Source organism: Cellulomonas composti (assembly GCF_007990245.1).
In the GTDB taxonomy this organism is placed as follows: Bacteria; Actinomycetota; Actinomycetes; order Actinomycetales; family Cellulomonadaceae; genus Cellulomonas; species Cellulomonas composti.
Map to the genome: position 1 here is coordinate 31,514 of NZ_BJWG01000007.1, position 25,904 is coordinate 57,417.

The window sequence follows — 25,904 nt, forward strand, 5'->3', positions numbered from 1 at the left end:
CCTCCTCCTACACCTGTAGCAAACTCATTGACGCAGGCTCGACGCTGATTCATGAGCTCGGGCACGCACTCGGCCTGGCGCATCCCGAGACGACGGACGTCCATCGCGCCGGGTACAGCCCTGGCCCCCCAACGTCGATGACCAAGGCGAAGTGCGCTAGCACGCTCGATCAAGCCACAATGTGTCAAGCAAAGAACGAACCTAAGTTAGGAAGGTGGAGGTCGCAGCGAAGAACGCTCGACGCTTGGGACACGACGTCATTGAGCTACATCTACTGATCTGGCGACTCCGACTCGAGGCAGGGAGTGAGGCCATGGCGAACCGGATGCTCCGAGCCGCGATGGGCGCGGCGCTGGTCGCCGCGTGTGCCGGCTGCGGGACCAGCACCAGCGCGGGCGGCGCGGCGACTCCCGATCACGCGGTGACCTCGACACCGTCGGCTTCGGTCGAGGTCGTGTGCTGGTGGACCAGCATCTTTGAGGGAGCGCCCGGCGCCGGCTACCCCACCGTCGAAGCGGCACTCGACCACAGGGCCGAGCGCGTGCGGGAATACGCACGCACGCAGTCGACCACAGCACCACCCGGCACCTTCAACGCGCCGCCGTCAGCCGTCGCAGAGGCAGCCGCGCTGGAGGCGGCGCTTGCCGCGTTGCGCAGCGGGAAGGCGGGCTTGGTCTCCTATCCCACGGACAACTACGTGACGATTCGAGCTGTCGGGCCCGACACCGACCTCGGCACCGTCTCCTTGTCGAAGTCGGCGGACGGTTGGCTGATCGACTCGATGGAGTACCGGACCGGGACCGCGCCCACACAGAGCGAGTGTCCGTAGGCGGAGGGTGCAGTTCGTCGACCAGCGCCTGGCCGACACCGTGTCCCGCAGGGCCCGCGGTCCGCGCGTTCAGCCGTCCGTGGTGAGCCGGCCCGCGAGCTTGGCGCGACCCGCCTGCACCTGCGCGAGCACCTTGCCCAGGTCGATCTCGAAGTCCGCGAGCCGCCGGTCGCAGTAGTCGTCGGCCTCCCGACGAAGGTCGTCCGCGGTGCGCTGCGCCGCCTCGACGATCTGCGCGGCCTCCTCGTGCGCCGCCGCGACGACCGCCTCCTGCGACACCAGCTCCGCCGCGTCCCGGCGCGCGTCGGCGAGCACCCGGTCCGCGTCGGCCTGCGCCTGCGCGCGCGCGGAGTCCGCGTCGGCGAGCACCTCGTCCGCGCGCGTGAGCTGGTCCGGGAGCACCTCGCGCGCCTGCCCGACGAGGTCGAGCAGCTCGGCCCGGTTGACCAGCACCGACGACGACATCGGCATCGACCGCGCGGCGGCCACGGCCGACTCGATCGCGTCCAGCACCCCCGTCAGACCCTCGGCGCGATCCTGCGCGTCGGACTCGTCGTGCTCCGTCATCGTCCGCTCCCCTCGTCGTGCGTCGCGTCGCCCGGGTCCCCGCCGCGACCGACGGACCGGTCCAGCGCCGCGCGCACGGCCGCCGCCACGCCGGCCGGGACCAGGTCGTCGATCGGCCCGCCGAACCGGGCCACGTCCTTGACCAGCGACGACGCGACGTGCGCGAGCGCCGGCTCCCCCACCACGAACACCGTCTCGACGCCCGTCAGGTGGCGGTTCATGAGCGCCATGGGCAGCTCGCCGTCGAAGTCCGCGCCGCCGCGCAGCCCCTTGACCACGGCGGACGCGCCGACCTGCGTGACGAAGTCCGCCAGCAGGCCCGGCACCGGCTCGACCCGCACGCCGGGATCCCCGGCGAACGCGGCCCGCGCCAGTGCGACACGTTCGTCGGCGGACAGCAACGGCGACTTGGCGGAGTTGGTCGCGACGCCGACGACGACCTCGTCGAACATCGTGCGCGCGCGGCGCACGACGTCCACGTGGCCGAGCGTCAGCGGGTCGAACGACCCCGGGCAGACGGCAACGCTCACGCCGCCACCCTACGCATCCCCGCCAGCACCGTCGCCCGGCAGCGCGTCGGCTACCTCGTCGGACACCTCGGCGGATGCCTCGGCGGGAAGGTCGGGCTCGGCGAACCAGACGACGGTCTCGCCGTACGCGCGAGAGTCGAACCGGCGCAGGCCGGCGGGCCACGTCGGCTCCGGTGCACGCCTCGAACGCTCGACCCCGACGACCGCGGCCGACGAGAGCGCGCCCGGCGACCCGAGCGGCGCCAGCACGGCCGCCAGCCCGCGTTCGTCGAGGTCGTAGGGCGGGTCCACCAGGACGAGGTCCCACGCGAGTGCGGGTGCGCGCTCGACGAACCGCTCGGCGCGCTCGGCCGCGACGATCACGCGCGACGTCAGCCCCAGCTCGGCGACGTTGCGCCGGCACACCTGGGCAGCCTCGCGCGCCGACTCGACGAGCGTGACGTGCTGGGCGCCCCGGCTCGCGGCCTCGAGCCCGAGCGCGCCCGAGCCGGCGTACAGGTCCAGGACGCGGGCGTCGGCGACGACGTCGAGGTGCTCGAGCCGCGAGAACAGCGCCTCGCGCACGCGCTCGCTCGTCGGTCGCGTGCCGGTGCGCGGCACCTGCAGCGTGCGTCCGCCGGCGGTCCCGGCGACGATGCGCGTCATGGTCGGCCCCCCGCGTCGGTCGTCGGCTCACCCGCGATCCGCTCGAGCAGCGTGCGGGTCGAGGTCGAGGACCCCACCGCGACCGCGATGGTGGCCGCGACGGCCTGCAGCAGCAGCATCGTCGGCGTGACCGTGCGCAGCCCGAGCGCGACCCACAGCGGCAGCAGCCCGAGCACGACGACGTCGGGGCCGCGCGCGAGCACACCGGCCAGGCCCCCGGGCAGCGCACCCGCGGGCGTCGCGACCAGCGGACCGTCCCAGTTCGGCGCGGGACGGTACGCGGCCCGCACGGCGCCCGCCGCCCAGACCGGCACCGCGACCAGTCCGAGCGCGAGGAAGCCCGCGACGTCGTGCGCCCACATCCCGACGGCGACGAACACGGGCACCGACCACGCCGTCATCGCGAGCCACGGCACCACCATCCGCGCCTGGCGCACGGAACGGGCGTCGAGCGGCAGCAGCCGGTCGAGCGCGGGGCTCGCCTCGGCCCGGCGCGCGCCCTCCGCGGTGGCCGTGGTCGCCGCGAACCCCGCGACCAGCACGGCGACCAGCACACCGCCGACGCCCGCGAGCTGTGGCACGCGCGTGGCGAGCACGGGCACCAGCGCGGTCCCGACGAGCTGCACGACGTGCCACGACGACCGGCGCAGCACGACGAGATCCGCGGTGACCAGCGCGCTGACCGGTCCTCGCACGGTGCGCAGGGCGGCCGAGCGTCGTCGTCGAGCAGGCGTCCCCGCGTCGGTGAGCGCACGGCCCAGCTCACGCGAGTCGAACGAGACGAGCGCACCCGCGGCCTGCGTCACGACCGAGCCGCCCGCGCGCAGGGTCGGCGTGCCGAGGCGGTCCAGGCGCGCGTCGAGCGCGAACGCAGCCGCACCGGCGAGCACGACCGCGACCACCGCGACCCACCAGGGCAGCGCCCACGAGGACGACGAGCCGGCCCCGCTGACCGCGAGCGCCAGTGCCAGCACCGGCGCGGCGGCGACGACGGCATCGCCCGCGGCGCGTGCGGGCCGGCGCCGTCCGGCACTCTGCGCGAGCCCCGCCGCGAGCACCAGCACAGCCCCCGTGGCACCCGCGGCGATCGCGGTCGCGACCGCGGCGCCCGGATCGTCGCCGAGCACGCCGAGCGCCACGAACCCGACGAGCAGCAGGCCCACGACCGCGGCGACGATCGGCAGACGGCGCGCGGGACGGCGCAGCAACGGACGGCGGTCGACCGGCAGCGGGAGCCACCACGCCGCCTCGGGCCCGCCGAGCCCTACGGGACCGAGCCTCGCGGCGAGCCCGAGCGTCGCACCGGCGGCCGCCACCAGGGCGCTCACCGCGACCGCGGCCAGGCTCAACGATCCCGGCGGGGCCGGGGTCCGCGGCAACGACTCCCGGAGCTGGCCCACCGCCCCGATCGCGAGCACCGCGGTGATCACGGCACAGCTGACGGCGTACGCGGCGTCGTTGACCACCGCACCGATACCCGCTCCCCCGCGCGCGTTGCCGGCCAGCACCGTGAAGCGCCGGATCTCGCGCGCGGTCGGGACCTCACCGAGCTCGAGGTGGCTCATCGTGGCTCGCGGGCGATCCGCGCGGCCGCGGCCGCGGGGGTGAGGACCTCGACCGCCTCGTCGGAGACGAACACCGCGCGATCGGCGACCTGCTGCACGAGGTCGCCGTCGTGCGTCGCGAGCAGGACGGCGCCGCCCGCCGCCTTCTCGTCGATCAGCCGCGACGCGAGGTGGTCGCGCATCGCGCGGTCGAGCCGCTGCTCCGGCTCGTCGAGCACCAGCAGGTCGCGGGGCCGGGCGAACCCGGCGGCCAGCAGGAGCCGCCGACGCTGACCCGACGAGAGGGCGACCGGCAGCGCGTGCTGCTCCTGCTCGAGCCCGAACTCCTCGAGCAGCCCGGTGACGACGTCGTTCGCGCCCAGCACGCCGTGACCGCGCGCCGTCAGGTAGAGGTGCTCGCGCACGGTCAGCGCCGGGAACCACGCGTCGTCGTCGAGCACGCCGCACACGCGCGTCCGGAATGCCGCCGCACGCTCGTCGGGCGCCTCCCCCAGGACGCGCAACGTGCCGCCCATCGGTTCGAGCAGGCCGAGGACCGCGCGCAGGAGCGTCGACTTGCCCGAGCCGTTGGCGCCGACGAGCGCGAGGGCCTTGCCGGGTGCGAGTCGGAAGCTGGCGGGTGCGCACACGGGCGCCCCGCCGTACCCGACGAGCACGTCGGAGGCCTGCAGCACGACGCTCGCCATGACCGCCACCCTAGAGTGCGCGCGACACCCGCCATCGCCGTCGGTTGCCGTCAGGCGCGCTCGAGGAACTCCTCGCGCTCACCCGCGAGCAGGTGCTCGATCGCCGCACGCAGGGCAGGGTGCCGCTCGAGCTCGGGGTCCGCGGCGACGGTCGCGCGCGCGTCGTGGCGCGCGCGCTCGATCACGTCGCCGTCGCGCGCGACCCGCAGCAGGCGCAGCGACGAGGCGGTGCCCGACTGCGACGCGCCCAGCACGTCACCCTCGCGGCGCTGCTCGAGGTCGAACGCCGCGAGCTCGAAGCCGTCGAGCGAGCCGGCGACGACGCCGAGCCGGGCGTCGCCGGGCGAACCGGGCGGGGCGCCGGACACGAGCAGGCACACGCCGGGTGCCGCGCCGCGCCCGACGCGGCCGCGCAGCTGGTGCAGCTGCGAGACGCCGAACCGGTCGGCGTCGAGGATCACCATCACCGTCGCCTCGGGCACGTCCACCCCGACCTCGACGACCGTCGTCGAGACGAGCACCGGCGTGCGACCGGCGGCGAAGTCCGCGAGCGCGCGCTCCTTGTCCTCCGGGCCGAGCCGCCCGTGCAGCACCCCGACGGGTACACCCGCGAGCTCGGACCGCGCGGTCAGCTCCGCGGCGACCTCCTCGACCGCGCGCAGCGGCCGGCGCGGCGGGGCCGGTGCCGGTCCGCCGATCGTGGGGGCACCGGCCTCCTCCCAGTCGACCAGCTCCGCGCCGTCCTCTCGTGCGCCGCCGTCCTTGGCGTCCTCCTCGTCGGCCGTGATGCGCGGGCAGACCACGTAGGCGCGCCCGCCCCGGTCGACCTCCTCGCGCACGCGCCGCCAGGTCCGGTCGAGCCACCCGGGCCGGTCCGCGGGCACGACGAACGTCGTGATCCCCGCCCGGCCCGCCGGCAGCTCACGCAGCACGGAGGTCTCCAGGTCGCCGAACACCGTCATCGCCACGGTGCGCGGGATCGGCGTCGCGGTCATCGCGAGCAGGTGGGGCGCGGCGGCGGCCTTGGCGCGCAGCGCGTCGCGCTGCTCGACCCCGAACCGGTGCTGCTCGTCGACCACGACGAGCCCGAGGTCCGCGAACTGCACCTTCTTCTCGAGCAGCGCGTGCGTGCCGACGACGATGCCGGCGGCCCCCGACGCCGCGTCCAGCATCGCCTCGCGCCGCGCAGCACCCGTGACGGCTCCGGTCAGCAGCGTGAGCCGGGTCGCGACGTCGTTCGAGCCGAGCATCCCGCCCTCGGCGAGGTCGCCCAGCAACGCGCGCAGCGAGCGGGCGTGCTGCGCCGCGAGCACCTCGGTCGGTGCGAGCAGCGCCGCCTGCCCGCCCGCGTCGACGACCTGCAGCATCGCGCGGAGCGCGACGACCGTCTTGCCCGAGCCGACCTCACCCTGCAGGAGCCGCTGCATCGGCTCGCTGCGCGCCAGCTCGTCGGCGATCTCGCGGCCGACCTCCTGCTGACCCGCGGTCAGCGTGAACGGCAGCCGGGCGTCGAACGCCTCCAGGAGACCACCGGGCCGGGCGGGCCGGGCGGTCGCAGGCTCCGCGGCGGCACGCGCCCGGCGTCGGGCGAGCTCGGCCTGCAGCACGTACGCCTCCTCGTAGCGCAGCCGCTGCGCCGCGGCGAGGAAGTCGGCCTCGGAGTCCGGCTCGTGGATCTGGCGCAGCGCGACCAGCAGGGGTCCGAGGCCGCGCTGCTCGCGCACCGACGCGGGGACCGGGTCCGGCACGTCACCCTCGCGCAGCGGGGCCAGCGCGAGCCCGACGAGCTCGCGGATCCGCGCCGAGTCGATCGCCGCCGACGCCGGGTAGAGCGGCACCGGCCGCTCGTCGACGTGCGGCGTGGCGCCGGGCTCGACCTCGTCGTCGTCGAACCAGACGACGTCCGGGTTGGCGAGCTGCGCGCGCCCGTTGAACGAGCCGACCTTGCCGGAGAACAGTCCGCGCCGGCCCGGACGCATCTGCCGCGACCGGTTGATCGCGACGCCCTCGTGCTTCGCGAAGAACGTCAGGTGCAGCACGCTGCGGCCGTCGGTGATCTGCGCCTCGACGCGCGGGCGACCGGTCGAGCGCGCGTGCAGCACCCCCGACGCGCTGCGCACCTCCGCGACGATCTGCACCTTCTCGTCGAGCTGCAGGCCCGCGATGTCCGTGAGCCGGCCCGGGTCGGCGTACCGGCGCGGGTAGTGCCGCAGCAGGTCGCCGACCGTGCGCACGCCGAGCGCCTCGAACGCGTTCGCGAGCCGCGGCGCGAGCGTCCGCACCGGCCGGTCCACACCCATCGGCGCCGGCACACCGTCCGCGTAGCGCACGTCCCCTCCCACCCTCAGCTCCCTCCCGACGACAGTCGAGCCCTGCCGTCAGTCCAGCCCCTCAGTCCAGCCCCTCAGTCCAGCCCGTCAGTCCAGCCCGTCAGTCCAGCCCGTCAGTCCAGCCCGTCAGTCCAGGCCCAGCGCGACGCGCGGCCCGCCCGACGCCGGGCCGACGAACGTCACGTCCAGCCCGTGGCCCTGAGCGGCCGCCGCGATCGCCGCGCGCGCCTCGGGCGTGAACCCCGCATCGTGCACCACCGTCAGGGCCGCAGGTTCCGGCGCCCCGGTGCCCCACTGCTCCAGCAGGTCCGCGAGACCTGCCGCGGACGTCTCGAGCGCGGTCCCGCGGGCCTCGGGCTCGTCGTCCGCCGACGACCAGCGCCGCAACCGCGCGAGCGCGAGCGTCGCCGCCTGGACGCCGCGTGAACCGCTCTCGACCGCGAAGGCGAGCGTCGCGACGACCGCTGCGAGCTCGTCGGACGCGCCGATCACCTGCAGGCCCGCGAGCTCGTCACGCACCGGCTCCAGGTCCCGGTCGGCGGCGACGCCGCCGGGCAGCAGCAGCACGTCGGCCGCCGCGGTGTCGGTGATCGCGCGGCGCAGGTGGTCAGCCCGCACGGGTGCGCCGTCGCACGCGACCAGCACGACCGCGCCCGCCGTCGCGTACCAACCCGCCAGCCCGGGCGACCTCGTCACGACGACGAGCCCCCACGCGCCCGCCGCGGGACCGCCGCCGTCGACGCACGCGCCGACCAGGTCGAGGCGACGCACGACGACCTGCTCGCGCGCGCCCACGGCGCACGCCTCGATCGCCGCAGCCGGGTCGTCGGTGTGCACGTGCGCGTGGCACCACCCGTCGCCCGCGACGACCGCGACCGCATCTCCCACACCGTCGAGAACCGTGCGCAGCCCGGGCGCCAGGTCCGGGTCCGGGGCCCGCACGACGAGCATCACCTCGAACGCCCCGCCCGACACCGCGCCCGAAACCCCGCCCTCGCCGGACGATCCTGACGAGGCCGCGCGTTCGGGGAGCCAGTCGAGCGCGATCGCACCGGGCGGCGCGTCGGGGGCCGGGCCCGCGGCCGCCGCGAGCGCGTCGAGGACGACGAGCAGCGCGCACGCGCCCGCGTCGGGCACGTGCGCGGCGCGCAGCACCGGATGGGTCCGGCTGATCCGGTCGAGCTCGGCGTGCCCCGCGGCAACGGCGAGCCGCACGACCTCGGCCGCACCGACGCGCGCGCCCCCCGCGACGGCGGCAGCCTCCGCGATCTCGTCGGCGAGCGTGAGCACCGTGCCTTCCTGCGGCTGCGCGACCGCGGTCCGGGCCGCGCGGGCCGCGCGGGCCAGCGCCTCCGCCAGATCGTCGGCGTCGAGCACGTCCGGCGCACCCGGGACCGGGGTCGGCAGCCGCGCGAGGCCACCGAGGTACTGGCTGAGGATCACGCCGCTGTTGCCCCGTGCGGCGAGCATCGCGCCGCGGGCCAGCGCGCCCAGCGCAGCACGCGTCCCGGAGCCGACGGGCAGCGCCGCGAGCGCGTCCCGCCCGCCGACGAACGTGAGCAGCGCGTTGCTGCCGGTGTCGGCGTCCGGGACGGGGATGACGTTGAGCGCGTCCAGCCTCCCGCGCGCGGCGTCGAGGGCCGCGGCGGCGCACGCCGCCCACTCCCGCACGACGAGCTCGTCGAGCACGTCACCGCCCTCCTCGTCCTGCGACCGTCCGGACCGGCCCGCGCGTGCCCACCCTGCCGCATCGCACCGACATTTGGGGCGCCCCCGAACCATGGGCTAGTCTTGACCGGTTGCCCGGCCTGCTCCGGGCGCACCGGGACCGCGGACCACCGCGTCCCCACCCCATGACTTCGCCGCAGACCCGCGGCGTGCCCCGAAGGAACACAGGAGAACGACCGTGGCTGCCAACTGCGACGTCTGCGCCAAGGGCCCGAGCTTCGGCCACAGCGTCTCGCACTCCAACGTCCGCACCAAGCGTCGCTGGAACCCGAACATCCAGCGCGTGCGTGCCGTCGTCGCCGGGACGCCGAAGCGTCTCAACGTGTGCACCTCGTGCCTCAAGGCCGGCAAGGTGCAGCGCGCCGTCTGACCGGCCGCCGTCGGCTTCGGCCGGCACCTCAGAACGTCACCGCAAGGCCCGCGAGAGTTCGTCTCGCGGGCCTTGCGCATGTCCGAGGGTGTGGCAGTGTGACCCCATGGCTGAGCAGCTTGACGAGGTCACGATCCGCGCCGCGCGTACCGCCGACGCGTCGGCCATCGCCCAGGTGCACGTGCGCTCGTGGCAGGAGGCCTACGCCGGCATCGTGCCGAGCGCCTACCTCGCCGGGCTGGACCCCGCGCAACGCGCCGTGCGCTGGGCCGAGGACCTGCGCAGCGGCCCGGACGAGGGCATCCTCACCTGGGTCGCCGAGTCCGGTCCGCGCCTGCTCGGCTTCGTCACGCTCGGTCCGAGCCGCGACGAGGACGCGCGGCGCGGCGACCGCGAGATCTACTCGATCTACCTCGACCCCGGAACGTGGGGCCACGGCGTCGCACGCGACCTCATGCGCACCGTGATCGCCGAGGCCGGCGAACGCACGGCGCTGTCGCTGTGGGTGATCGCGGACAACGAGCGCGCGCGGCACTTCTACCGCCGGCACGGCTTCCAGCCCGACGGCGTCGAGCGTTTCGACGACGTCGGCGGCGCCAACCTGCTCGAGGTGCGCTACCGCCGCAGCTGACGGCGCACGTCTCGGCTCCACGCGCCACCCACGGTTTCAGCCCGCGAAGTGGTCCCACCCGGGCGCCACGTCCGCCTCCCCGCCTCCGACGAGCACGCGGGGTCCGGCGCCGTCGACCGCGCGCACCCGTCCGACGGTCCGGAACGGTGCCGGCAGCGCCGTGCCCGGCGGGAACGTCGCGAGCAGCGCGTGGTCCTCACCACCGGCGAGCACCCAGTGCCGCACGTCGGCCCCGAGCCGGGCTGCGAGCGGCGCGAGCGCCGCCACGTCGGGTGCGAGCGCGTCCTCGTCGAGATCGAGGAGCACGCCGGACGCGGCGGCGATCCGCCCCGCGTCCCGCAGCAGCCCGTCCGAGACGTCCAGCATCGCGCTCGCACCGGCGAGCGCCGCCGCCGGTCCCGCGGCGAGCGGGCTGCGCGGGCGCAGGTAGCGCGCGACCGCCTCGTCGGCCGCCGGCCCGACCTCGGCGAGAGCGGCCGACGACCGACCCGCGGTGAGCACCGCGAGGCCTCCGGCGGAGCGCCCCGGCTCGCCCGCGAGCGCGACGACGTCCCCGGGTCGCGCACCCGCACGCGTCACCGGTGCGCGCCCCTCGAGGTCCCCGTGCGCGGTGACCGCGACGACGACGAGCGGCCCGCCGGACAGGTCACCGCCCACGACCCCGGCACCGACGGGCGTGCTCGCGGCCGCGAGACCGCGCGCGAGCCCCTCGACCCACGTCACGGGCAGGTCGTCGGGCACGACGAGCGAGACGACCAGACTCGTCGGACGCGCGCCCATCGCGGCGACGTCCGCGAGGTTCTGCACCGCCGCGCGATGCCCCACGTCCTCGCCGGTCGACCACGCGCGCCGGAAGTGCCGGTCCTCGACCAGCACGTCGGTCGTCACGACGAACCGACCGTCGGGGGCGGCCACCACCGCGGCGTCGTCGCCCGGGCCCAGCAGCGTCCCGCGCGCCGTCGGCAGCAGCGGGAACACGCGCGCCAGGACGGCCTGCTCCGAGAGCTCGCCCACGGTCACGGGTCGCTGCTCGTCGGGCACCGCCCCACGCTAGCGGCGCGGTGCCCACGCCGCGCACGTCGTCCGTACCGGGCAACGTCACACCCGGGACGTCGGGAGCACCCGGCCGCGGTGGCTACCGTGGAGCGGTGTCGACCCGCAGCCCGCAGTCGCGCCCGGACGCCCGGGTGCGCCGTGCGGCGACCGCCGGCGCGAGCGCTCTCGTCGTGGGCGTGCTCGTCGGGTCCTGCGCGAGCCCCGCGGTGTCCGTGACACCCGCACCGCACGCGACCGACCCCGCGTGCGCGCAGGTCGTGCTCGCGACGCCCGACGAGATCGCGGACGACCTGTCGCGTCGCGCCGTCACCGCGCAGGCCGCGACGGCCTGGGGTGACCCGGCGGTCGTCCTGCGCTGCGGGGTCGAGCCGCTGGGCCCGACGACCGACCGGTGCGTGTCCGTCGAGTCCGCCGACGGCTCGACCGTGGACTGGGTCGTCGTGGCGAGCGACCCCGACCACGAGGACTCGAGCGACTGGACGTTCACGACCTACGGCCGCGTCCCCGCGGTCCAGGTCACGGTCCCCGCCGAGATCGCGCGCACGCACCCGTCGTCGTTCCTCGACCGGCTCGCCCCCGCGATCGGGCACACGACGAAGGAGCGCGAGTGCCTGGGGCTGGACGAGACGTCCTGACCGGCCCCGGTCGCGTTCCGGCGCTCAGCGCAGCCCGGTCGGGCGTTCGAGCGCGAGCGTGAGCAGCTCGTCGACGAGCGCGGCGTACGGGACGCCGGAGGTCTCCCACAGCCGCGGGTACATCGAGTACGGCGTGAAGCCCGGCATCGTGTTGATCTCGTTGACGACCACGTCCCCGCCGGGCGTCACGAACATGTCGACGCGCGCGAGGCCCTCGCACCCGATCGCCTCGAACGCCGCGACCGCGACGTCCTGCACACGCTCGACGACGTCGGGCGGCAGGTCGGCGGGGGCGTCGAGCCGCACGCCACCCTCGTCGAGGTACTTGGCCTCGAAGTCGTAGAACGCGTGCTCGGGGCCGGTCACGACGATCTCGCCGGGCAGCGACGCGCGCGGCCGCGCACCGCCGCGCCCGCCCAGGACGCCGCACTCGATCTCGCGCCCGACGATGCCTGCCTCGACCACGACCTTCGGGTCGTGCTCGGAGGCGGTGGCGATCGCCGCGGGCAGGTCCGCGAGGTCGTCGACGCGCGTGATGCCCAGGCTCGAGCCCGCACGCGCGGGCTTGACGAACAGCGGCAGCCCCAGCGCACGGATGCGCTCGAGCTGGCCCTCCGGATCGCGCACGAACGCGCCCGGCGGCACGACGACGAAGGGCCCGACGGGCAGCCCGGCGCCCGTGAGCACGACCTTCATCATGTGCTTGTCCATGCCGACCGCCGAGGCCAGCACGCCCGCGCCGACGTAGCGCACGTCCGCGAGCTCGAGCATGCCCTGCAGCGTGCCGTCCTCGCCGAACGGGCCGTGCAGCAGCGGGAACACGACGTCGACGTCGCCGAGGGGACGCGGCACCTCGCCCGGCTCGATCACGCGCACCGCACGCTCGCCCGCGTCCTGCGGGAGCAGCACGTGCGTCAACGTGTCCTCGACGACCGGGAGCCGGCCGTCGCGGATGGCCCAGCGGTCCGGGTCGTCGTCGGCGAGCACCCAGCGGCCCGTGGGCGTGATGCCCACCGCGAGCACGTCGTAGCGGTCCCGGTCGATCGCGCGCAGCACGCCGCCCGCGGTCGCGCACGAGATGCCGTGCTCCCCGGACCGGCCGCCGAACAGCACCATGACGCGAGGACGGGTATCGGCCGCGGACGTGTCCGGGCTCGGCAGGACGGCGTTCATCGGCCCCGACCCTACCCGCCACCCCCGGCCGTCGTGGACGCGTACCCTGGCGCGGTGATCCCGCCCGACGCGTCGGCGCGTCCGCCCGCGACCAGCCCCCGCACCCTCGTCGTGGCCGCGGGCCGCCCGCCGCGTACGCAGGGCGCCCCCGTGAACCCGCCCGTGGTGCTGTCCTCGACGTACGTCTCGCAGGGCGTGCCCGGACCCGACGAGCTGCTCTACGCCCGCATCGGCACCGAGACCTGGCACCCGTTCGAGCAGGCGCTCGCCGAGCTCGAGGGCACGCCGCTGCCCGCGCTGGTCACCGGCAGCGGCATGGCCGCGATCGCCGCCGCGTTCTCGCTCGTGCCGCCCGGGGGCCGGCTCGTGCTGCCGCGCCACTGCTACCAGGTGACGATCGGCCACGCGCACGACCTCGCGCAGCGCAGCGGCGTCACGGTCGACCTGGTCGACATCGACGACACCGCCGCGGTGCTCGCGGCCGTGGCCGGCGGGGGCGAGCGCCGGCCCGCCGACCTGCTGTGGGTCGAGTCCCCCACCAACCCGATGCTCGAGGTCGCCGACCTGCCCGCGCTCGCCGCGGGCGCGCACGCCGCCGGTGCGCTCGTCGGGGTCGACAACACGTTCGCGACCCCGCTCGTGCAGCGGCCGTTCGAGCACGGTGCGGACGTCGTCGTGCACTCCGTCACCAAGTACCTGGCCGGTCACAGCGACGTCGTGCTGGGTGCCGCGCTCGCCACCGACCCCGCGCTGCACGCGCGGCTGCACGACTACCGCACCGTGCACGGCGCGGTCGCAGGGCCGTTCGAGGTCTGGCTCGCGCTGCGCGGGCTGCGCACGCTCGCGCTGCGGGTCGAGCGCGCGCAGGCGAACGCCGCCGAGCTGGCCCGTCGGCTCGCCGACCATCCGGGCGTCGCCGTGGTGCGGCACCCCAGCCTGCCCGACGACCCCGGGCACGAGCGCGCGGCGCGGCTCATGGCCGGGTTCGGCTCGATCCTCGGCGTGCGGCCGGTCGGCGGGCGCGCGGCCGCCGACGCCGTCGTCGCGGCCGTGCGGCTGTGGGTCCCCGCGACGAGCCTCGGCGGGGTCGAGTCGAGCCTCGAACGGCGGCGACGGTTCGCGACCGAGTCACCCACCGTGCCCGACGACCTGCTGCGCCTGAGCGTCGGCATCGAGGACGTCGAGGACCTGTGGCGTGACCTGGACGCGGCGCTACGAGCCGTCTGAGCCCGCTCGTCGGACCCCGTGGGCCCGCTCGTCGGACCGGTTCAGGCCAGCTCGGACTTGCGGGGGCGCGAGAGCAGCAGCGGTGCGAGCTGGTCGACCGGCAGGCCTTCGTACAGCACGCGGACGACGGCCTCCGTGATCGGCATCTCGATGCCGAGGCGGTTCGCCAGGTCCAGCACCGGACGGCAGGACTTGACGGCCTCGGCCGTGCCGCCGGTCGCCGCGACCGCCTCGTCCAGGCCCATGCCGCGCCCGACGTGCCCGCCGAGCGTGTGGTTGCGCGAGTCCGGCGACGCGCACGTGGCCATGAGGTCGCCCATGCCGGCGAGCCCGGCGAACGTCTCGGCGTCCGCGCCCAGCGCCATGCCGAGCCGCGAGATCTCGACGAGCCCGCGCGTGATGACCGTCGCCATCGTGTTGTAGCCCAGCCCACGGCCCTGCGCGATGCCGACCGCGAGCGCGATGACGTTCTTCACCGCACCGCACAGCTCCACGCCGACCACGTCCGGGTTCGTGTACGGGCGGAAGTACGCGGAGGCGCAGGCGCGCGCGACGAGCCGCGCGGTCTCGTCGGACACCGACGCGACGACCGTCGCGGTGGGCTGACGGCGTGCGATCTCACGCGCGAGGTTGGGGCCCGAGACGACCGCGACGCGCTCGGGCGGTAGGCCGAGGGCCTCGGCGACGACCTCGCTCATCCGGCTGTCGGTGGACAGCTCGACGCCCTTCATGAGCGAGACCACGACCGCGTCCGGCGCGAGCAGGTCGCGCAGCGGCTCGAGCGTCGCGCGTGCGACCTGGGACGGCACCGCGACCGCGACGATCCGGGCGTCCGCGAGCGCCTCCACGGGGTCGAGCGTCGCGGTGACACCGAGCGGCAGGTCGATGCCCGGCAGGTAGGCGTCGTTGCGGTGCTGCACGGCGATCTGGTGGACCACCGCGGGGTCGCGGCTCAGCACGGTCGCCTGGCAGCCCGCGTCGGCCAGCACCGCGCCGAACGTCGTGCCCCAGGCCCCGGACCCGACGATCGCGGCCCGCAGCGGTGCCGCGTCCGCGGACGACTGCTCGTCCGCCGTCACGGCGCCTCCGCCGACCCGGCGCCGTCGCGTGCCTCGTCGGTGGTCCCGGCGGCTTCGTCGGGAGCGACGTCGCCCGCGTCGTCCGTGCCCTTGTCGTCGGGGCCCAGGTCGTCGGGCCGGGCGGACGACCTGCGCGCGTCGAAGCGGACCGCGGGCGCCTGCTCACCGCGGATCCCCTCGAGGAGCGTCGTGATCGCGACCATCACCCGCTCGGTCGCCTCGCGCAGCGTGGCCGCGTCGTGCGGAAGGTCGTACAGGTCGTCGAGGTCGACCGCCGGGCCCACCCGCATCGTCACGAGCTTCGGCGGGATCGGGTGCGGCACCTTGGAGTACCGACCGAGCAGGTCCTGCGCGCCCCACTGCGCGACCGGGATCACCGGCGCGCGCGAGGCCAGCGCGAGGCGCGCCACGCCGGTCTTGCCGACCATGGGCCACAGGTCCGGGTCGCGCGTGAGCGTGCCCTCGGGGAACACGACGACGCACTCGCCGTCGTCGAGGGCCTGCGTCGCCTCGCGCAGCGACTCGCCTGCGGCCGACGTGTTCCGGTAGACGGGGATCTGGTGCGTGCGTCGCAGCGCCCACCCGACGACCGGGATCGTGAACAGCGACGACTTCGCCAGGATGCGCGGCACGAACCCGCTGTCCCACAGGAAGTGCGCCATCGTCACGGGGTCGACGTTGGTCATGTGGTTGGCCGCGACGATGATGCCGCGATCGGTCGGGATCGTCTCGCCGCCGGACCAGTCGCGCTTCGTGATGACCATGAAGAGCGGCCGCAGGATCCTCGCGACGTTGCGGTAGGCCAGGGTCGACCGGGCAGGTGCACGCACGGTGAGCAGGCTACCCGGTGGCGTCGCGGACCGGTCCCCCCGTCCCGGCGCGGGCACGCGCCGGGACCGCGTCACGCGCGGCTGAACTGGGCCCCGAGCGCCTCGAGCTTCTCCGTGAAGTGCTCGTAACCGCGGTCGATGAGGCTGATGCCCCGCACCTGCGAGGTGCCCTTGGCCGTCAGCGCCGCGATGAGGTGGCTGAACCCGCCGCGCAGGTCCGGCACCTCGATGTCGGCCGCCGCCAGGGGCGTCGGGCCGCTGATGACCGCCGAGTGGTAGAAGTTGCGCTGGCCGAACCTGCACGGGCGCCCACCCAGGCACTCCTTGTAGACCTGGATCGTCGCGCCCATCCCGACGAGCGCGTCGACGAACCCGAAGCGGTTCTCGTACACCGTCTCGTGCACGATCGACAGGCCCTTGGCCTGCGTGAGCGCGACGACGAGCGGCTGCTGCCAGTCCGTCATGAAGCCGGGGTGCACGTCCGTCTCGAGCTGGATCGAGCGCAGGTCGCCACCCGGGTGGAAGAACCGGATGCCGTCGTCGTCGACCGTGAACTCGCCGCCGACTTTGCGGAACGTGTTGAGGAACGTCGTCATCTCGGGCTGCGTCGCGCCGCGGACGTAGATGTCACCGCCCGTCGCGAGCGCCGCCGACGCCCACGACGCCGCCTCGATCCGGTCCGAGAGCGCCGTGTGCTGGTAGCCCTCGAGCCGCTCGACGCCCTCGATGCGGATCACGCGGTCGGTGTCGACCGAGATGATCGCGCCCATCTTCTGCAGGACGTTGATGAGGTCCATGATCTCGGGCTCGATCGCCGCGCCCGCGAGCTCCGTGATGCCCTCGGCGCGCACGGCCGTGAGCAGCAGCTGCTCGGTGGCGCCGACGCTCGGGTACGGCAGCGCGATCTTGGTGCCCTGCAACCGGCGCGGCGCGGACAGGTAGATGCCCGTCGGCGTCTTGTCCACCACGGCGCCGAACTGGCGCAGGATGTCGAGGTGGTAGTTGATCGGCCGGTCGCCGATCCGGCAGCCGCCCAGGTCCGGGATGAACGCCTCGCCGAGCCGGTGCAGCAGCGGGCCGCAGAACAGGATCGGGATGCGGCTCGAGCCCGCGTGCGCGTCGATGTCCGCGACGTGCGCCGACTCCACGTCCGTCGGGTCCAGGTGCAGCGTGCCGGCCGCGTCGTTCGCCTCGACCCGCACGCCGTGCAGCTCGAGCAGACCCGTCACCACCGCGACGTCCCTGATCTGGGGGACGTTGCGCAGCACGCTCGGCGTCTCGCCGAGCAGTGCGGCGACCATCGCCTTGGACACGAAGTTCTTGGCCCCGCGGACCGTGATCTCCCCGCGCAGCGGGTTGCCACCGTCGATGTACAACAGATCGTTCACTCGCCCATCCTCGCCTACCACCGGACTCGCGCACGCCGCGGTGCGACCGTGCCCGCACGTGCGCACGACACCTTCACAGACCGACCGCCGCACATCGACCTCGTCGGGATCGCGCGTGACTGTCGATTGACTACTTCTTGCCGGACTTCTTGCCAGACTTCTTGCCCGAGCCCTTGGCCGGCTTCTTGTCGGACTTCGTGCTGGACGCCCGGGCCGACTTCTTGTCGGGCTTCTTCTCGGACTTCTTCGCAGCCTTCGCCGCAGTCTGCTTGACCGACTTCTTGGTCGACTTCTTGGCCGACTTCTTGGCCGGCTCGTCGTCGGCCGAGCTCTTGGCGGAGCCCTGAGCCGCGGCCGAGTCCTTGTCCGCCTTGGCGCTCACCTTGACGCTCGGCTTCGCGTTCGGCGCCTTCGCGCCACCGCGCGCGGCCCGCGTGGTGGCGCCCGTCGTCCCCACGTTCGGCGCTGCCTCGGGTGCGACGCCGTCGTGGACCGCGGCACGTAGGCCCACCCCGGGGTGGAACCGGACCACCCGGGCGGCCGGGACGACGACGGTCGCACCGGTGCGCGGGTTGCGTGCCGTGCGTGCCGCACGCGCGACGGGCTCGAACGAGCCGAACCCGGTGAGCGTCACCCGCTCGCCGTCGGCGAGGAGTGCCGTCACCTCGGCCAGCACGGACTCGACGGCCGCGGTGGCAGCCGCGCGGCTGCTCCCGCGTGCGACGATCCGGTCGATCAGCTGCGTCTTGCCTGCCACGTCCGCCTCCTTGTGCCGCGCGTCTCGTCGGACGTGCTGCGCGGACTCTCGCCCACCGTAGCGGGACGTACTGGACAACCCCGTGCCCGGCGCGCGCATGCGCCACCGGGCACGGTCGCGCCGCGGAGCAGGGTCGTCGAGCGGATCGTCTGCGGGTTCGTCGGGCGGGCTCGTCGTGCGGGTTCGTCAGGCGGGTTCGTCAGGCGGGACGACGACCGAGCTCGACCTCGACGGGGCGCGCGGCCTTGATCTCGACCGGCGGCAGGTGCTTGGCCGGCAGGGTCGCGGGACGCCACGACTCACGACGAGCCTCGAAGTCCGCGATCTCGTCGGTGTGCTGCATCGTCAGGCCGATGTCGTCGAGGCCCTCCATGAGGCGCCAGCGCGTGTAGTCGTCGACATGCAGCGGGACGACGACGTCGTCGCACGTCACCGTGCGCGACTCGAGGTCCACCGTGATCTCGGTGCCCGGCCTGGTCTCGAGGATCTTCCAGATCAGCTCGATGTCCTCCTGCGCGAGCTGAGCCGCGAGCAGCCCCTGCTTGCCGGAGTTGCCGCGGAAGATGTCGGCGAACCGGGCCGAGAGCACGACCTTGAAGCCGTAGTCCTTCAGCGCCCACACCGCGTGCTCACGCGACGAGCCGGTGCCGAAGTCGGGACCGGCCACGAGGACCGTCCCGGAGCTGTAGGCGTCCTGGTTGAGGATGAACGCCGGGTCGCCGCGCCACGCCGCGAACAGCGCGTCCTCGAAGCCCGTGCGCGTCACCCGCTTGAGGTAGACGGCCGGGATGATCTGGTCGGTGTCGACGTTGCTGCGCCGCAGCGGGACCCCGACGCCGGTGTGCTGGGTGAACTTCTCCATCGGTCTGCTTCTCTCGTTCGTCGTCTGGTTCGTCGAGGGGGTCGTCAGACCGTCTGCAGGTCGCGCTCGTCGGACAGCGGCGAGCCGTCGGGTGCGGGCCGTCCCGTCCCGAGGTCGCCGTACGACGAGAGCGTGCCGCGGATGGCCGTGGCGGCCGCGACGAGCGGCGAGACCAGGTGCGTGCGGCCGCCCTTGCCCTGGCGACCCTCGAAGTTCCGGTTCGACGTCGACGCCGAACGCTCCCCCGGCGTGAGCTGGTCGGGGTTCATGCCCAGGCACATCGAGCAGCCGGCGTTGCGCCACTCGGCCCCGAAGTCGAGGAAGATCTTGTCGAGCCCCTCGGCCTCCGCCTGCAGCCGCACGCGGGCGGACGCGGGCACGACGAGCACGCGCACCTCGTCGGCCTTCTTCTTGCCGCGCACCACCTTGGCGACCGAGCGCAGGTCCTCGATGCGACCGTTGGTGCACGAGCCGATGAAGACCGTGTCGACCTTGATCTCGCGCAGCGGCTGACCCGGTGTCAGGCCCATGTACTCGATCGCGCGCTCGGCGGCGACGCGCTCGTTGGCGTCCGCGATCTGCTCGGGGACCGGCACGTTGGCCGACAGGGGCAGGCCCTGGCCGGGGTTGGTGCCCCACGTGACGAACGGCTCGAGGTCCGCCGCCGCGAGGACGACCTCCTCGTCGAACACCGCGTCGTCGTCGGTCCGCAGCGTCTTCCAGTACTCGACCGCGGCGTCCCAGTCGGCGCCCTCGGGGGCGTGCGGGCGGCCCTTGAGGTACGCGAACGTGGTCTCGTCGGGCGCGATCATGCCCGCGCGCGCGCCGGCCTCGATCGACATGTTGCAGATCGTCATCCGGGCTTCCATCGACAGGCTACGGATCGCCTCGCCGCGGTACTCCAGGACGTAGCCCTGGCCGCCGCCCGTGCCGATCTTGGCGATGATCGCCAGGATGATGTCCTTGCTGGTGGCGCCCTGCGGGAGCTGGCCGTCGACCGTGATCGCCATGGTCTTGAACGGCGCGAGCGGCAGCGTCTGGGTGGCGAGCACGTGCTCGACCTCGGACGTGCCGATGCCGAACGCGAGGGCACCGAACGCGCCGTGCGTCGAGGTGTGGCTGTCGCCGCACACGACCGTCAGGCCGGGCTGCGTCAGGCCGAGCTGCGGGCCGACCTGGTGGACGATGCCCTGGTCCGCGTCGCCGAGCGAGTGGATGCGCACACCGAACTCGGCCGCGTTGTTGCGCAGCGTCTGGATCTGCGTGCGGCTCGTCGTGTCCGCGATGGGGCGGTCGATGTCGAGCGTCGGGGTGTTGTGGTCCTCGGTCGCGAGCGTGAGGTCCGGGCGTCGGACCGGGCGGCCCGCGATGCGCAGGCCCTCGAAGGCCTGCGGGCTCGTCACCTCGTGCACGAGGTGGAGATCGATGTAGAGAAGATCGGGCGCTCCGTCGGTGCCACGTCGCACGACGTGCGCGTCCCAGACCTTCTCCGCCAGCGTGCCGGCCATGTCCACGGTCCTGTTCTGCTCGTCCGGGTGGGGGGTGTTCCCCGGTTCGGCGGCCGAGTCGCTTGCATCTCAGCCTTCGAGACGCCAATATCGGCCTATGGACAACTCTAGCGGAGTCGGCGTGCTGGACAAGGCCGCGTCCGTCCTCAGTGCCCTCGAGGCCGGGCCGGCGACCCTCGCACAGCTCGTCACCGCCACCCATCTTGCCCGTCCGACGGCCCATCGGCTGGCCGTCGCGCTCGAGCACCACCGCCTCGTGGCGCGGGACATGCAGGGCCGCTTCGTGCTCGGCCCACGGCTGTCCGAGCTCGCGACGGCCGCCGGCGAGGACCGCCTGCTGGCCGCCGCCGGGCCCGTGCTCGCGGCCGTGCGCGACCACACCGGTGAGAGCGCGCAGCTCTACCGCCGGCAGGGTGACCAGCGCATCTGCGTCGCCGCGGCCGAGCGGCCCATCGGTCTGCGGGACTCGATCCCCGTGGGCGCGACGCTCACCATGCAGGCGGGTTCGGCCGCGCAGGTGCTCCTGGCCTGGGAGGAGCCCGACCGGCTGCACCGCGGCCTGCAGGGCGCCAGGTTCACCGCGACGATCCTGTCCGGCGTGCGACGCCGCGGCTGGGCACAGTCGGTGTCCGAGCGCGAGGTCGGTGTGGCGTCCGTCTCCGCCCCCGTACGCGGCCCGTCCGGGCGCGTGGTCGCGGCCGTGTCCGTCTCCGGTCCCCTCGAGCGCCTGACCCGCCAGCCGGGTCGTCTGCACGCCGCCGCCGTCGTCTCCGCCGCGAACCGCCTCACGGAAGTCCTGCGCCGCACCGCCGACTGACCCACACACCACCGTCCGACCCACACCACCGGCCGACCCGCCCCACCGTCCGACCCGCCCCACCGTCCGACCCGCCCCACCGTCCGACCCGCCCCACCGTCCGACCCACACCACCGGCCGACCCACACCACCGGCCGACCCGCAACGACAACCCCCACCCACCCACGGCCGCCGCGACGCAGCCCGCGGGCATGCCCACCCCGCGCCGACGCGCCCCTCTGCCGGCGTGCGACCGCCACTCGTCGGCCCGGGCCGTGGATGCAGGGATGGGTGCAGGAGCCGGCGGGTGGACCGGGCGGATGCTGCATCCATACCTGCAACCACGCGCGAGACGGCGGCAGGGCGGGCGGGCGAGGACGCACACCCCGCCGACGCACCCACCCGCCACCGAGCTCCCGCCGACCCACCTCGACCCATGAGCTGCACGCCGGCGTGCGACCACCGGCTCATCGCCCCGGTCCGTGGATGCAGGGATGGGTGCAGGAGCCGGCGGGTGGACCGGGCGGATGCTGCATCGATGCCTGCAACCACGCGCGAGACGGCGGCCGGGCGGGCGGGCGAGGACGGACACCCCGCCGACGCACCCACCCGCCGCCGACCTCCCGCCGACCCACCTCGACCGATGAGCTGCACGCCGGTGTGCGAGCACCGGCTCGTCGGCTCGAGGCATGGATGCAGGGATGGGTGCAGGAGTCGGCGGGTGGACCGGGCGGATGCTGCATCCATACCTGCAACCACGCGTGAGATGGGGGCGGGGCGCGGGCAGGGCGGGCGCGGGGCTCGGGTGGGGTGGCTGCTCGAGGGTGTGGCGCGTGGAATGGCGAAGGGCCCGGTCCTGTGGACCGGGCCCTTCTCGCGTACCCCCGACCGGATTCGAACCGGCGCTACCGCCGTGAGAGGGCGGCGTGCTAGGCCGCTACACAACGGGGGCTCTAACACTGTCGAGCCATGCCCCAAGGGGCTGGACTCGACGGGTGAACACTCTACCCGATGGTCCGGGTTGATCCGAACCTGCAGGTCAGCGGTGTTCTCGCTGGCTGGTGAAGCGCTGGGGTACCAGGACTCGAACCTAGACTAAGTGAACCAGAATCACTCGTGCTGCCAATTACACCATACCCCAAGGGGGTATGACCCCCGCGCTACGAACGGCTCCCGAGAGGCCGTTCAGCGGACGTCGTACCGGCCGTGAACGATACCCGAGCGGACGGGGTCGACCAAACTCGCGCTCAGCGAGGGATGTCGGCCAGCTCGGAGACGTCGTACCAGAGCAGGTCGGCCTCCTCCACCCGCTCCCGTGCCGCCTCGTCGCCGGCCAGCGCGGCATCGACCTCGGGCGCCAGCTCCGGCTCGTCGACGTGCACGCACGCCACCAGGTCGAGCGCGACGGGCGTGGTCAGGGCGACGGCGGTGACGTCCCGCTCGTCGGGTGCGTCGTCGAGTGCCCGCACGGCTTCGTCGGGCACGTCGGCGGTGACGACCAACCGCAGCCGGGGGGCGTCCGGGGCGCCGGCGAGCAGCGCGAACGAGCCGTCGGCCGCCGACAGGTGCGCGGCGAACTCGAGCCCCTCCTCGTCCTCGTCGGGCAGTGCTGCGCGCAGCGCGGACGTCACCGCGTACGCCGTCCGCGCCGTGAGGGCACCGCCGGTGGTCCGTAGCGCGTCGAGCTCGTCGAGCGTGGCAGGCAGGTAGATCCGCATGCGCCCAGTGTGCCCCGGGGTCGCCGCCACGGCCGGGACGCGCGGCGCCTACGCGTACGCCGCGACGTCCGCCCCCGAGCGCGCCGCGGCCCCGACGGGCCCGCCGGACGCGACGAGCCCGACGAGCTGCTGCAGCGCACGGCGCGCCGGCGAGCCGGGCGCGATCTCGCGCAGCGTGCGGGCCTCGAGCACGGCTGCGTCGAGCGCGTCGCGGTCCTCCGGCACCAGGACCGGGTCGACGACCGCGGCATACCGCGCGAGCGCCTGCGCCACCGCCTGCGCCGGGCGCGGACCCGCGACGGAGGCGCGCACGCGGTTCACGACGACGTGGCGCGGCGAGGTCAGACCGAGGTCGGACAGGTCCGCCAGGGCCCGTACGAGCCGCTGGACGCCCACCGGGTCGGCGCTCCCGACCACCACGACGACATCCGCCGCCGCGAGCGCGCCGAGCGTCGCCGCATTGCGCCGGGGCGCGCGCGTGTCGTAGCTCAGCGCCTCGTCCTGCTCGACCGAGAAGCCGCAGTCGACGACCGTCACGGCCGCGAGCGAACGCGCCACGACCCAGACCGCGTCGAGCGCGGCGGAACCGAGCTCGGTCCACCGGTCGGCCCGGGAGATGCCGGACAGCAGCCGCAGGTCGGGTGCGACGTACCCCGCGAGGCGTGCGAGCGTGACGAGATCGAGCGTGCCGGCGGCGGCCGCTCGGCACGCGGCGGCGAGGCCGGGAGCGTCGTCGAGCACGCCGAGAAGCTGCGCGACGCAACCGCCGTAGGTGTCCGCGTCCGCCAGGAGGGTCGGCGTGCCGAGGGCCGCGATCTCGGCCGCCAGGTTGACCGCGACGGTTGACCGCCCGGGGGCACCCGTCGGACCCCACACCGCGACGATGCCGCCCCGTTCGGCGCGTGCCGTCGGCGCGGGGGTCTCGTCCCACGGGTCGCCCTCGGACGTGCTCGACTCGCAGAGCGCCAGGACCCGCCGCGCGAGCACCGCGGCCGCGGCCTGTCCGGCCGGCACGTCGAGCACGAGGTCCGCTCCCGCGACGCGTGCGCGCTCGGCCGGTGTCGTCCGCTCGGGCTCGACGAGCGCCACGACGACGACGCCGCTCGCCCGCACCGCCGCGACGGCGGCGACGTCGAGCCCGTCGAGCGCCGCCGACACCACCGCGACGCGCCCGAGCCCGGCCTCGGCGGCCGCGAGCAGCTCGGTCAGGTCGGCGCAGCGCCGCGTGACTCGCAGGCCGGGTGCGTCGTCGAGCGCCCGGACCACGGCGGTCTCGCCGGCTCCACGCACGCCGCACAGCACGGGGATCGTCATCGCGCTCACTGCCCCGGCAGGGGGACGACGTCGATCGAACCGTCCGACGCGAGCGCGGCGAGCACCTCCGGCAGGAGGTCCACGGGGACGAGCACCTGCACGGTTCCCGCGCCCGCGGTACCGAATGCACGGTCGGGCCGGTCGACCTCCGCCACGATCAGGCCGGTCGCCAGGGCGTACGGGTCCGCCTGCTCGTCGGACTGCTCGTCGGGCTTCGGCGTGAACCACACGTCCACGCTCGCGCCCGCCTCGACGCCGGAGGCGGCCGCGGCGCGCAGCGGGACCGCGACGGGCCGGACGTCGACGTCCTGCGCCGAGCCGAGGGCCGCGCGCGGCAGCAGCTCACCCGCGAGGACCGTGCGCTGCACGACGACGTCCGAGAGGTCCGCATCCGCGGTGACGTACGCGGCGAGCTCCTCGTCGGGCAGGTGCACCTCGACGAGCCGGAGGTCGTCGGCCTCGATCGCGGTCCCCGGTGTCACGGTGTCCTGCACGACGAAGACGGCGACGGTGTCCTGGGCGCTGCGCACCGCCCACGCGCCGAGCAACGTCGCCACCGCGACGAGCGCGATGCCCACCAGCAGACGCGGGTCGCGCCAGCCGGGACTGCGCAGTCGCGCGATCGTGGGCGCCGGCAGGTCGAGCACCGCTGTGTCCACTCGCTCCCCCTCGTCGTCGGACGGTCGCCGACGATCTCGTCGGCGACCCGCACGTAGGATACGGACGAATCGGTGCGAACCACCCGCGAATGAAGGATTGTGGACAACCGGGTTCGCGCGCCAGGCCGTGCCACACTTCGGGCATGGCAACGCGGTACCTGACCTTGGCGGACGTCGCGGAGATGCTCAGCATCTCCGTCGGACAGGTCCGCACGATGGTGCGCACCGGCGAGCTGCCGGCGTTCCAGGTCGGCGGACGCCACTTCTGGCGGGTCGACGAGGCGGACTTCGAGACCTACGTCGCCGAGCAGAAGGCCCGCGCGCGCGAGCGGATCGAGACCGATCCCGAGCTCACCGTCGACGACGAGTAGCCGCGCTCGGGTCGCGCCGCGGCTCAGCCCGAACGCACGACGAGGATCGCGTCGAACGGCACCGACCACGGCGCGGCGTCGCGTACGACGTCCAGCGGGCTGAGGTCCACGTGGTCGGCGCCGACCCGTTCGAGCCGGCCACGCAGGCGTGAGCCCCGCACGTCCAGGAGGACGGTGACCCGATCGCGCGTCAGCGCGCGCAGGGTATGACCGAGCGTGAGGGATCGGTCCACCTCACCGCCCGGTGCCGCCGCGTGCGGCGGAGCGCCAACCACCGCCGCGATCGCCCCGGCCGGGACGAGGGCCTGACGCCGTCCGGGCTCCGCGAGCAGCACCCACTGCGCCGCCGAGTCGACGACGACACCCTCGACGACCTGTCCGTCGACGAGCACCAGCCGCAGCGTCGCGCCGCGTGCGCCGCGCCAACGGTCGGCGAGCCGGACCTGCGCGCGTTCGGCCCGGACCAGATCTGCGACCTCGTCGCGGACCTGGTCGTCCCGCGCCGCGGCGAGCCGACCCTCGAGGTCCTCGAACAACGCCTCCCATCGCACGCGCTCACCGTAGGCGACGGCCACCCGTCCTGACGACGATCTCGGACATCTCTGGACAACAGGGACCGATTCGCGATAGTCGTATGACCCGTAACCACA

At 74.6% G+C, this 25,904-nt stretch carries 26 protein-coding genes and 2 tRNA genes; 7 read left to right on the forward strand and 21 right to left on the reverse strand.

The window, feature by feature from the left end; genetic code table 11:
• Positions 1–214: 214 nt before the first annotated feature.
• Positions 215–829, forward strand: coding sequence for a hypothetical protein (locus CCO02nite_RS08780; protein ID WP_146842765.1), 615 nt, complete (start codon positions 215–217; stop codon positions 827–829).
• A 69-nt stretch (positions 830–898) separates the two neighbouring features.
• Here the strand turns inward: CCO02nite_RS08780 and CCO02nite_RS08785 are convergent, their stop codons facing one another.
• The 7 genes from CCO02nite_RS08785 to CCO02nite_RS08815 all read right to left on the reverse strand — a co-directional run bounded on the left by CCO02nite_RS08785 (position 899) and on the right by CCO02nite_RS08815 (position 8,841).
• On the reverse strand, positions 899–1,396 hold the full coding sequence (locus CCO02nite_RS08785; protein ID WP_146842766.1) for a hypothetical protein: 498 nt from the start codon (positions 1,394–1,396) through the stop codon (positions 899–901).
• Entirely contained in the window at positions 1,393–1,926 is a 534-nt protein-coding gene (coaD, locus tag CCO02nite_RS08790) for a pantetheine-phosphate adenylyltransferase (protein WP_146842767.1), read from the reverse strand. The genes CCO02nite_RS08785 and coaD overlap by 4 nt, the downstream gene beginning before the upstream one ends.
• Before the next feature lie 9 nt (positions 1,927–1,935).
• Positions 1,936–2,571, reverse strand: coding sequence for a 16S rRNA (guanine(966)-N(2))-methyltransferase RsmD (gene rsmD, locus CCO02nite_RS08795; protein WP_146842768.1), 636 nt, complete (start codon positions 2,569–2,571; stop codon positions 1,936–1,938).
• Complete coding sequence (locus CCO02nite_RS08800) at positions 2,568–4,136, reverse strand: DUF6297 family protein (RefSeq protein ID WP_146842769.1); 1,569 nt, start codon at positions 4,134–4,136, stop codon at positions 2,568–2,570. The genes rsmD and CCO02nite_RS08800 overlap by 4 nt, the downstream gene beginning before the upstream one ends.
• Positions 4,133–4,822 (reverse strand): ABC transporter ATP-binding protein, encoded by a 690-nt coding sequence (locus CCO02nite_RS08805; protein WP_146842770.1) that lies wholly within the window; start codon positions 4,820–4,822, stop codon positions 4,133–4,135. Before CCO02nite_RS08805 ends, CCO02nite_RS08800 begins: the two co-directional genes overlap by 4 nt.
• 50 nt (positions 4,823–4,872) lie before the next feature.
• Positions 4,873–7,122 (reverse strand): ATP-dependent DNA helicase RecG, encoded by a 2,250-nt coding sequence (locus CCO02nite_RS08810; protein ID WP_146842886.1) that lies wholly within the window; start codon positions 7,120–7,122, stop codon positions 4,873–4,875.
• Positions 7,123–7,278: 156 nt separating this feature from the next.
• Positions 7,279–8,841, reverse strand: coding sequence for a DAK2 domain-containing protein (locus CCO02nite_RS08815; protein WP_186812642.1), 1,563 nt, complete (start codon positions 8,839–8,841; stop codon positions 7,279–7,281).
• Positions 8,842–9,058: 217 nt separating this feature from the next.
• On the opposite strand from CCO02nite_RS08815, the gene rpmB reads away from it, so the two are divergent.
• Positions 9,059–9,250: a 50S ribosomal protein L28 gene (gene rpmB, locus CCO02nite_RS08820; RefSeq protein WP_146842772.1), complete on the forward strand. Its 192-nt coding sequence runs from the start codon at positions 9,059–9,061 to the stop codon at positions 9,248–9,250.
• Between the two features lie 106 nt (positions 9,251–9,356).
• Positions 9,357–9,881, forward strand: a complete 525-nt coding sequence (locus tag CCO02nite_RS08825; RefSeq protein WP_146842773.1) for a GNAT family N-acetyltransferase — start codon at positions 9,357–9,359, stop codon at positions 9,879–9,881.
• Between the two features lie 36 nt (positions 9,882–9,917).
• Here CCO02nite_RS08825 and CCO02nite_RS08830 read toward each other — a convergent pair whose 3' ends face one another.
• On the reverse strand, positions 9,918–10,922 hold the full coding sequence (locus CCO02nite_RS08830) for a thiamine-phosphate kinase (protein WP_246117442.1): 1,005 nt from the start codon (positions 10,920–10,922) through the stop codon (positions 9,918–9,920).
• Between the two features lie 107 nt (positions 10,923–11,029).
• On the opposite strand from CCO02nite_RS08830, the gene CCO02nite_RS08835 reads away from it, so the two are divergent.
• Positions 11,030–11,572 carry a DUF3515 domain-containing protein gene (locus tag CCO02nite_RS08835; RefSeq protein ID WP_246117443.1) on the forward strand — a complete coding sequence of 181 codons (543 nt, stop codon included), beginning with the start codon at positions 11,030–11,032 and terminating at the stop codon, positions 11,570–11,572.
• Positions 11,573–11,596: 24 nt separating this feature from the next.
• On the opposite strand, the gene CCO02nite_RS08840 is transcribed toward CCO02nite_RS08835, so the two are convergent.
• Entirely contained in the window at positions 11,597–12,745 is a 1,149-nt protein-coding gene (locus tag CCO02nite_RS08840; protein WP_186812643.1) for a D-alanine--D-alanine ligase family protein, read from the reverse strand.
• 57 nt (positions 12,746–12,802) lie between these two features.
• Here CCO02nite_RS08840 and CCO02nite_RS08845 point away from each other — a divergent pair, with 57 nt between their 5' ends.
• Positions 12,803–13,972 (forward strand): trans-sulfuration enzyme family protein, encoded by a 1,170-nt coding sequence (locus CCO02nite_RS08845; RefSeq protein ID WP_146842890.1) that lies wholly within the window; start codon positions 12,803–12,805, stop codon positions 13,970–13,972.
• 41 nt (positions 13,973–14,013) lie between these two features.
• On the opposite strand, the gene CCO02nite_RS08850 is transcribed toward CCO02nite_RS08845, so the two are convergent.
• The 6 genes from CCO02nite_RS08850 to leuC all read right to left on the reverse strand — a co-directional run bounded on the left by CCO02nite_RS08850 (position 14,014) and on the right by leuC (position 20,396).
• The gene (locus CCO02nite_RS08850) at positions 14,014–15,051 is read right to left on the reverse strand and encodes an NAD(P)H-dependent glycerol-3-phosphate dehydrogenase (RefSeq protein WP_146842774.1); all 1,038 of its coding nucleotides are present in this window, start codon (positions 15,049–15,051) and stop codon (positions 14,014–14,016) included.
• Positions 15,048–15,881 carry a lysophospholipid acyltransferase family protein gene (locus CCO02nite_RS08855; protein WP_146842775.1) on the reverse strand — a complete coding sequence of 278 codons (834 nt, stop codon included), beginning with the start codon at positions 15,879–15,881 and terminating at the stop codon, positions 15,048–15,050. The genes CCO02nite_RS08850 and CCO02nite_RS08855 overlap by 4 nt, the downstream gene beginning before the upstream one ends.
• Before the next feature lie 71 nt (positions 15,882–15,952).
• Complete coding sequence (gene murA, locus CCO02nite_RS08860; RefSeq protein ID WP_146842776.1) at positions 15,953–17,269, reverse strand: UDP-N-acetylglucosamine 1-carboxyvinyltransferase; 1,317 nt, start codon at positions 17,267–17,269, stop codon at positions 15,953–15,955.
• 130 nt (positions 17,270–17,399) lie between these two features.
• On the reverse strand, positions 17,400–18,026 hold the full coding sequence (locus CCO02nite_RS08865) for an HU family DNA-binding protein (protein WP_186812644.1): 627 nt from the start codon (positions 18,024–18,026) through the stop codon (positions 17,400–17,402).
• A 199-nt stretch (positions 18,027–18,225) separates the two neighbouring features.
• Positions 18,226–18,888, reverse strand: a complete 663-nt coding sequence (leuD, locus tag CCO02nite_RS08870; protein WP_146842778.1) for a 3-isopropylmalate dehydratase small subunit — start codon at positions 18,886–18,888, stop codon at positions 18,226–18,228.
• A gap of 44 nt (positions 18,889–18,932) precedes the next feature.
• Positions 18,933–20,396 carry a 3-isopropylmalate dehydratase large subunit gene (leuC, locus tag CCO02nite_RS08875; RefSeq protein WP_146842779.1) on the reverse strand — a complete coding sequence of 488 codons (1,464 nt, stop codon included), beginning with the start codon at positions 20,394–20,396 and terminating at the stop codon, positions 18,933–18,935.
• Positions 20,397–20,493: 97 nt separating this feature from the next.
• On the opposite strand from leuC, the gene CCO02nite_RS08880 reads away from it, so the two are divergent.
• Entirely contained in the window at positions 20,494–21,213 is a 720-nt protein-coding gene (locus tag CCO02nite_RS08880) for an IclR family transcriptional regulator (RefSeq protein ID WP_146842780.1), read from the forward strand.
• Between the two features lie 858 nt (positions 21,214–22,071).
• On the opposite strand, the gene CCO02nite_RS08885 is transcribed toward CCO02nite_RS08880, so the two are convergent.
• From CCO02nite_RS08885 to CCO02nite_RS15705, 5 genes are all read right to left on the reverse strand, one after another.
• Positions 22,072–22,144, reverse strand: a tRNA-Glu gene (locus CCO02nite_RS08885).
• 117 nt (positions 22,145–22,261) lie between these two features.
• Positions 22,262–22,333: transfer RNA gene (locus CCO02nite_RS08890), tRNA-Gln, on the reverse strand.
• A 106-nt stretch (positions 22,334–22,439) separates the two neighbouring features.
• Positions 22,440–22,910, reverse strand: coding sequence for a DUF6912 family protein (locus CCO02nite_RS08895; RefSeq protein ID WP_146842781.1), 471 nt, complete (start codon positions 22,908–22,910; stop codon positions 22,440–22,442).
• A gap of 48 nt (positions 22,911–22,958) precedes the next feature.
• Positions 22,959–24,224 carry a CpaE/TadZ family protein gene (locus CCO02nite_RS08900; protein ID WP_146842782.1) on the reverse strand — a complete coding sequence of 422 codons (1,266 nt, stop codon included), beginning with the start codon at positions 24,222–24,224 and terminating at the stop codon, positions 22,959–22,961.
• 5 nt (positions 24,225–24,229) lie between these two features.
• Positions 24,230–24,883, reverse strand: coding sequence for a CpaB family protein (locus CCO02nite_RS15705; RefSeq protein WP_186812645.1), 654 nt, complete (start codon positions 24,881–24,883; stop codon positions 24,230–24,232).
• A 143-nt stretch (positions 24,884–25,026) separates the two neighbouring features.
• On the opposite strand from CCO02nite_RS15705, the gene CCO02nite_RS08910 reads away from it, so the two are divergent.
• The gene (locus CCO02nite_RS08910) at positions 25,027–25,254 is read left to right on the forward strand and encodes a helix-turn-helix domain-containing protein (protein WP_146842784.1); all 228 of its coding nucleotides are present in this window, start codon (positions 25,027–25,029) and stop codon (positions 25,252–25,254) included.
• A 23-nt stretch (positions 25,255–25,277) separates the two neighbouring features.
• Here CCO02nite_RS08910 and CCO02nite_RS08915 read toward each other — a convergent pair whose 3' ends face one another.
• Entirely contained in the window at positions 25,278–25,805 is a 528-nt protein-coding gene (locus CCO02nite_RS08915) for a hypothetical protein (RefSeq protein WP_146842785.1), read from the reverse strand.
• Positions 25,806–25,904 lie beyond the last annotated feature (99 nt).

What these genes read in the sequence shown, in the direction of transcription:
- CCO02nite_RS08785 (WP_146842766.1), bottom strand. Translation starts at nt 1,396, where the DNA reads ATGACGGAGCACGACGAGTCCGACGCGCAGGATCGCGCCGAGGGTCTG.
- rsmD (WP_146842768.1), bottom strand. Translation starts at nt 2,571, where the DNA reads ATGACGCGCATCGTCGCCGGGACCGCCGGCGGACGCACGCTGCAGGTG.
- CCO02nite_RS08800 (WP_146842769.1), bottom strand. Translation starts at nt 4,136, where the DNA reads ATGAGCCACCTCGAGCTCGGTGAGGTCCCGACCGCGCGCGAGATCCGG.
- CCO02nite_RS08805 (WP_146842770.1), bottom strand. Translation starts at nt 4,822, where the DNA reads ATGGCGAGCGTCGTGCTGCAGGCCTCCGACGTGCTCGTCGGGTACGGC.
- CCO02nite_RS08810 (WP_146842886.1), bottom strand. Translation starts at nt 7,122, where the DNA reads ATGGGTGTGGACCGGCCGGTGCGGACGCTCGCGCCGCGGCTCGCGAAC.
- CCO02nite_RS08825 (WP_146842773.1), top strand. Translation starts at nt 9,357, where the DNA reads ATGGCTGAGCAGCTTGACGAGGTCACGATCCGCGCCGCGCGTACCGCC.
- CCO02nite_RS08840 (WP_186812643.1), bottom strand. Translation starts at nt 12,745, where the DNA reads ATGAACGCCGTCCTGCCGAGCCCGGACACGTCCGCGGCCGATACCCGT.
- leuD (WP_146842778.1), bottom strand. Translation starts at nt 18,888, where the DNA reads ATGGAGAAGTTCACCCAGCACACCGGCGTCGGGGTCCCGCTGCGGCGC.
- leuC (WP_146842779.1), bottom strand. Translation starts at nt 20,396, where the DNA reads ATGGCCGGCACGCTGGCGGAGAAGGTCTGGGACGCGCACGTCGTGCGA.
- CCO02nite_RS08880 (WP_146842780.1), top strand. Translation starts at nt 20,494, where the DNA reads ATGGACAACTCTAGCGGAGTCGGCGTGCTGGACAAGGCCGCGTCCGTC.
- CCO02nite_RS08895 (WP_146842781.1), bottom strand. Translation starts at nt 22,910, where the DNA reads ATGCGGATCTACCTGCCTGCCACGCTCGACGAGCTCGACGCGCTACGG.
- CCO02nite_RS08900 (WP_146842782.1), bottom strand. Translation starts at nt 24,224, where the DNA reads ATGACGATCCCCGTGCTGTGCGGCGTGCGTGGAGCCGGCGAGACCGCC.
- CCO02nite_RS08910 (WP_146842784.1), top strand. Translation starts at nt 25,027, where the DNA reads ATGGCAACGCGGTACCTGACCTTGGCGGACGTCGCGGAGATGCTCAGC.